2 protein-coding genes and 2 pseudogenes are annotated in these 3,481 nt (G+C 33.0%); all 4 read left to right on the forward strand.

The features are described from left to right. The first annotated feature begins 63 nt into the window (after positions 1-63). Positions 64-741 carry a response regulator transcription factor gene (locus tag M663_RS0111435; protein ID WP_029689007.1) on the forward strand — a complete coding sequence of 226 codons (678 nt, stop codon included), beginning with the start codon at positions 64-66 and terminating at the stop codon, positions 739-741. 10 nt (positions 742-751) lie between these two features. Beyond that, the gene (locus M663_RS0111440; protein WP_029689008.1) at positions 752-2,152 is read left to right on the forward strand and encodes an ATP-binding protein; all 1,401 of its coding nucleotides are present in this window, start codon (positions 752-754) and stop codon (positions 2,150-2,152) included. Between the two features lie 132 nt (positions 2,153-2,284). Further along, a pseudogene (locus tag M663_RS14855) lies at positions 2,285-2,699 on the forward strand (MerR family DNA-binding transcriptional regulator). Beyond that, a pseudogene (locus M663_RS0111450) lies at positions 2,680-3,481 on the forward strand (transposase); the annotation flags it as partial. The pseudogenes M663_RS14855 and M663_RS0111450, both read left to right, overlap by 20 nt.

Raw genomic sequence — 3,481 nt, forward strand, 5'->3', positions numbered from 1 at the left:
TAGCCGTTAAGGCTATTTTTTTTGTAAATTATTATGATATACTGGTGTCAGGAGGAGGTTTAGATGGAAAAATTGTTGATTATAGACGATGAAGAGATGTTTGTAAAAGGTTTAAAACTTTCTTTAGAAGAAGAAGGGTTTGAAGTTGATACTGCCTACGATGGAGAAAAAGGGCTTGATAAGGTTCGTTTAGGGAATTATGACCTTGTAATTTTAGATATTATGCTTCCTAAGTTAGACGGTTTTTCAGTGTGTAGAGAGATAAGGACTTTTTCAAATATTCCCATAATTATGCTTACTGCAAGAGGAGATGATATTGACAAGATTGTAGGGATAGAAATAGGAGCTGATGATTATTTAGCGAAGCCCTTTAATACTAGAGAGCTTATTGCGCGAATAAGAGCACTTTTAAGAAGAGCTACAAATCCTTATACCAAGAGGAAAGACGAAATAAGAAGGGGAGAACTTTATATAAATATTCCAGAAAGAGCAGTTTACAAGAGAGGCAAGAGAATTGAGCTTACAAATAAAGAATTTGAAATTTTAGTGTTGTTAGCTTCTAATCCAGGAAAAGTCTATACGAAAGATAAATTGTTAGACTTGATATGGGGATTTGATTTTTACGGTGATACTAATACTGTTACAGTGCATGTGAGAAAACTTAGAGAGAAAATTGAAGATGACCCTGCAAATCCTCAATATATTTTCACCAAATGGGGTGCAGGATACTATATGAAGTAAAGGTGATAAGATGAGTTTAAGGTGGAAAATCTTTTCATTATATTTGATAATTTTAATAATTTCGTTGGCATTAACTGGGTTTTATCTTTACCGTTATATTGAAAAAAGCTATTTAGACAATGTCAGAGTCAATAATTTAATGCAAGCCAATATGGTATCTAATTTTGTATCAAGATTTGTAGGTACCTCTTCTTCTTATTTGATTGAGCCCACTATAATGGAGTATGCAAAACAAATAAGTTCAAGAATACTTTTTACTAATATAAATGGAAAAGTATTGGTAGATTCTGCTTCCTCAAAAGAATTTGAAGGAAAAGTAATAAAGGATTACAGCGATATAAAAGAGGCTTTAAATGGCAAGGGTTCTACAAGCATTCATGACATAAATGGGGTAGGTTGGGCGATGTATACTGCAGTCCCCGTTATAGCAAAAAACAATGTAGTAGGGGCAATACTTATATCTTCTTCTATAGATAACATAATAGACCTTTTAAACTCTATAAAGTATCGCATGATATATACTTTTACAGGTATTGGATTTTTGGTAAGCCTTTTAAGCCTTTTAGTGGCTTCTTACATTACTAATCCTTTAAAACGATTAACAGAAGCAGCAAATATTTTATCTCAAGGGAAATTGGATTATAAGGTGGACGTAAAAAGTAATGATGAAATAGGAAAATTGGCGAGAGCTTTTAATAAAATGAGTTTAAGCCTTATGCAGATGGATGAAGAGCGCAAAAGATTTGTTTCAGATGCATCTCATGAACTTAAAACTCCTCTTGCGTCAGTAAAGGCTTTGGTTGAATCATTAATAGATAGCAGAAATGAGGATGTACATTTTTATAAAGAAATATTGAGGGATGTGGACAGTGAAATTGATAGGATGACAAGACTAGTTAACGACCTATTAGAGTTGGCAAGAATGGACAAAATTAAATCAGTGAGAGTGAAGAAATGCGAAATTAGTGAAATCATATTAGACGTCATAGAAAGTCTCGCTCCGCTTGCAAAGGCAAAAGAAATAAACCTTGCTTTTCAAGGCAAAAGTAATGTCTTCGCAGAAGTGGATGCGGACAGATTTTACAGAATGGTGTATAATATAGTAGAAAATGGAATAAAATACACCTATAATGGTGGCAATGTCATAGTGGGTTTGGAGGAAGATGAAAATAATATTTATTTAACAATTGCTGACAACGGAATAGGGATAAGTGAAGAAACTCTTCCCAAAATATTTGACAGGTTTACAAGAGGAGATACCGCAAGGTCTAAAAAGAGCGGTGGTTTTGGCTTAGGACTCGCTATTGCTAAAGAGATAATAGACATTCATGAAGGCAAAGTCACAGTGGAAAGTAAAGTGGGAGAAGGAACTGTTTTTAAAATTTCCCTGCCCAAAAAGAAAAAGGATTAAGCTTTTTTAATGATTTTTTTATGTTTATTTAATGTTTATGTAACAAAAGTATAGTAAGATTAAACTAGAGGGAGGTCAAAACAGTTGGAATTAGTAGTAAAAAATGATGTAATTTCAATTAGGTGATGACAAATGTTAGTAACTATAAAAAAGGTTAAAGAGCTGTATGATATAAGCAGAATTACATTAATAACCTGGGAAAAGGAAGGATTAATAACCCCAGTTAGAACACCAAAAGGAAGAAGAAGGTACAAAAAAGAAGATATAGAGAAGTTATTAGGCATGCTGGAAGAAAAACCAAAACCCAAAGTAGTTTTGTATGCAAGAGTGTCCACAAAGAAACAAGAAGAATATCTTAAGAATCAAATTAGAAGGATGGAAGAGCACGCCAATTCCCAAGGATGGCAGTATGAAGTCATACATGAGATAGCAAGTGGAGTAAATGAAATAAAGAACTGGCAGAAGATTTAATAGCAATAGTCCTCATTTGCAGCAAGAATTTATGGACAAAAGAGGTGGTAAAAAACATGATAGTAATACAGGCTAAACTCATTTTTCTAAACCAACAAGACAAACAAACAGTATTAGACTTAATGAGAAGATGGTCCTCCTGCATGAGATTTGCATACAAAAGGCTTCTAGAAGGTTATAATAGAAAAACATTAAAAAGAGACCTTCCGAGAACTTTCAATTTAAACTCAAGGTATGTAGATGATGCAATAATGAAAGCAAGAAGCACATTAGAATCCTCTAAAGAATTAGGGAATAATCCAAAGAAAGTAATTTTTGGAGGGAAAGATTTATTTAAAAAACTTCAAAAGCGCCATATAAATGGGAAAGAATATAAAAAACTAAAAACAAAGTGGCAAGAAAGAAGAAAAGGAAATCTCTATTCAAGAGGAGATAAAAGCAAAAAAGGAAATCTCAACACAAGAATAGAAGTAAGAAAAAATGGCACTTTCTTAAGGATAAATGTAGGGGAAAGAAAATATGTATATGCCAGAATAGAAGCAGGCTACAAAAAGAATAAGAGAAGAGAAGAACTTCTGCAGGAAATTGCAGAATCAAACATACCTTACTCTGTAGAATTAAAACTCAAAAATGGCAGTATATACGCCTATTTTGCTATTGAAGAAGAATATCCAGAAATAAAAATAACAAAAGAAAAAGGAGTCATAGGAATAGATGTAAACGCATATCCAGACAACATATCATGGGCAGAAGTAGATGAAAAAGGGAATTTAATAAGCTATAGGAATATGCCAATGACAGAGCTTGCAAGTGGCAGTAAAGACAAAAGAGAATATTTCAGATGGCAGTATGCTCATG

It is taken from the genome of Thermoanaerobacter sp. A7A (assembly GCF_000445185.1).
GTDB lineage: Bacteria > Bacillota > Thermoanaerobacteria > Thermoanaerobacterales > Thermoanaerobacteraceae > Thermoanaerobacter.

Excerpts from the sequence above, each read along its gene's own strand:
- M663_RS0111435 (WP_029689007.1), top strand. The coding sequence starts at position 64 with ATGGAAAAATTGTTGATTATAGACGATGAAGAGATGTTTGTAAAAGGT.
- M663_RS0111440 (WP_029689008.1), top strand. The coding sequence starts at position 752 with ATGAGTTTAAGGTGGAAAATCTTTTCATTATATTTGATAATTTTAATA.